The 2,369-nt window shown below is 47.8% G+C and carries 3 protein-coding genes; all 3 read right to left on the bottom strand.

The features are described 5' to 3' along the window. Positions 1-32: 32 nt before the first annotated feature. Genes tnpC through tnpA form a run of 3 tightly spaced genes read right to left on the bottom strand, consistent with a single transcriptional unit; the run spans position 33 to position 2,289 of the window. Entirely contained in the window at positions 33-1,562 is a 1,530-nt protein-coding gene (gene tnpC, locus AB4323_RS23420) for an IS66 family transposase (RefSeq protein ID WP_372153467.1), read from the bottom strand. A 59-nt stretch (positions 1,563-1,621) separates the two neighbouring features. Beyond that, positions 1,622-1,975: an IS66 family insertion sequence element accessory protein TnpB gene (gene tnpB, locus AB4323_RS23425; RefSeq protein WP_372153469.1), complete on the bottom strand. Its 354-nt coding sequence runs from the start codon at positions 1,973-1,975 to the stop codon at positions 1,622-1,624. Next, positions 1,972-2,289 carry an IS66 family insertion sequence element accessory protein TnpA gene (gene tnpA, locus AB4323_RS23430; RefSeq protein WP_017037717.1) on the bottom strand — a complete coding sequence of 106 codons (318 nt, stop codon included), beginning with the start codon at positions 2,287-2,289 and terminating at the stop codon, positions 1,972-1,974. Before tnpA ends, tnpB begins: the two co-directional genes overlap by 4 nt. Positions 2,290-2,369 lie beyond the last annotated feature (80 nt).

Raw genomic sequence — 2,369 nt, forward strand, 5'->3', positions numbered from 1 at the left:
GTAAACGCCCCATGAACCTACAGGGCGACTTGTCAGTGTTTGAAGTTCCAAGGCAGGAGTGCGTCGATATCAGGCTCAGCTTTCGCCAGCTCTTTCATGCACTTGACCATATAGTCGTAGAGGATAAGACCGTTGGCTTTCGCGGTCTCGATGATGCTGTAAAGCATCGCGCTCGCCTCAGCGCCATTTGGTGTGTTGGAGAATAGCCAATTTTTCCTGCCAATAACCAGCGGTTTAATTGCGCGTTCAGCGCGATTATTATCGATAGATAAGTGACCATCGTCGATATAACGAATGAGTTTAGGCCATTGCCCGAGCGTGTACTTTATTGCTTTGCCTAGTGGGCTAGAGCCAATCACCTTCTGGGTTATCATCCATTGGTAAAGCTCATCCAGTATCGGCTTGGCATACGCTTGACGCTCTGCTTTTCGCTCTTCGGCAGGCACTCCTTTTAAGCGTGATTCTATCCCGTAGAGCTTTTGGATTTTAGCCAGCGCTTTATCAGCCTTGCCCGATTTACCTTTCCCTTGAAGCTTCTTCGCATCCATGAACTTGCGACGAGCATGCGCTAAGCACCCTACATTGGTGACGTGATGCAGACCATCATAAGCCGCGTAGCCATCGGTTTGTAGATAACCGTTGTAGTCACCTAAAAAGTCCACGGGACACGCCCTCGCGCGACTGTTTTGATAGTTGTACAAGGCAATATTTTTCACATTCGGCAGTGCCGATTCGGGTGAGTCAGCGCCTGAGCAGTAGAGCCACATATAACACTTCTTCTCTTCTTTGAGCACATTGAGCGGCGTTTCATCCGCCTGAACCACCACTTGTTGAAGCAGGTTCTCCTTCAAGGCCGCATACAGCGGGGCGAACTTCTCACTGACTTGGATAACCCACCTTGCCATGGTGGTGCGTGATAGCTCGATACCCGACTGGGTAAACAGCGATTCTTGGCGATAAAGTGGCATCGCGTATTGGTATTTGCCAAGAATGATGTTGGTCAGCAAGCTTTCTGTGGCGAAGCTTTTAGGGATGAGACTCTGAGGGGATGGCTTCTGAACGATACGGCTGCTGTCATCTGTTTTCTCGCACTGGCGGCAAGCGTACTTAGGACGAACATATTCCAACACTTTGAGTACCGCTGGCGTGAACTCTAGCTTCTCGCTGCGGTCTTCACCGATTTTATGCAGGCTATGATTGCAGCAAGCGCACTGCTTTTCATGGTCGTCTACATCAAGTTCGATAACCTCACGAGGCAAGGTCTTAGGCAGAGGTTTACGTTTACCGCGCTTTTTCGTTGTGGTCGTGGTTGTCACCTCAACCTCGTCTTCTTTAACGGCTTCACACTCCGCTTCGTTGAAGAGGTCACCTTGTGATTCATCGTAAGGCTTTAATGCCTCCGAGCGTTTCGCGAACTGACGGTCGAAGGCGAGTTTAAGTTGTTCAAGCAGCGATTGGCGCTCTTGTTTCCACTCATTTTTCTCCGACATCAGAGCAGCTACCATCGCTTGTAGCTCGGCAACATCTTGGCTTTCTGGGTCGATATTTGGCGTCTTTTTCATAGCATTGATTATACTAAAATCGTGCCGTTAACGCTTGGAGAATAAGGCTTTATTCTCGACTAACTCATTGTAAAATCGTTTATTTTGATGGCTTCGTGGCCGATAATTGTGAAGCCTGAAAGCAGTCTGTCAAGCTCAAATTGAGTGAGGGTAAACACCTGATTTTTCTCTTTTGAAGGCCACTTATACTTGGCTTTTTCAAGGCGTTTATACCAGAGGGCGAAGCCTGTTTTATCCCAGTACAACACTTTAATCTTATCGCGCTGTTTATTGGTAAACAGGAACAGCGCACCGCTGCCAAGAGGCAAGTCAGTATCATTTTCGATAATCGCTGCAAGGCCGTTGATGGACTTTCTAAAATCGACGCTTTCACGATAAAGGTAAATGTCTGGAGCGCTGAGCATACCTTTCATGACAACGCTCCAATGAGTTCAGCAAGATAGGTGGCTGGCGTGCCTTGAGGAATGCTCAGCTCCACATCATTGATGAGAAGTGTCATGTTCGCCGTAGCTATCTGGGCCTGATACTTGGTTGTCTTTTCAACGATTTCGGCTCTAACAAATCCGACAGATTCCGATTGGTTTGCTGTTTGGAGTTGACGCCGTTTGGCGAAGAACGTGGATAAACTCAGTCCATGCTCTTCACAAAAAGCGCGTTGGGTAACACTGCTACTTTCATATTGTTCAAACAGTGATTGCCATTCTAGGTTGGTGCGTCGTTTTGCCATTTCAACTCTCCTTTGGGTTGGAGAGATGATCTTATTCTTCGTGCTGAAAGATTAGAATGCGGTGTTCATGGCACGCTTAC

The organism is Vibrio sp. 10N.261.52.C11 (assembly GCF_041471405.1).
Lineage (GTDB): Bacteria > Pseudomonadota > Gammaproteobacteria > Enterobacterales > Vibrionaceae > Vibrio > Vibrio crassostreae_C.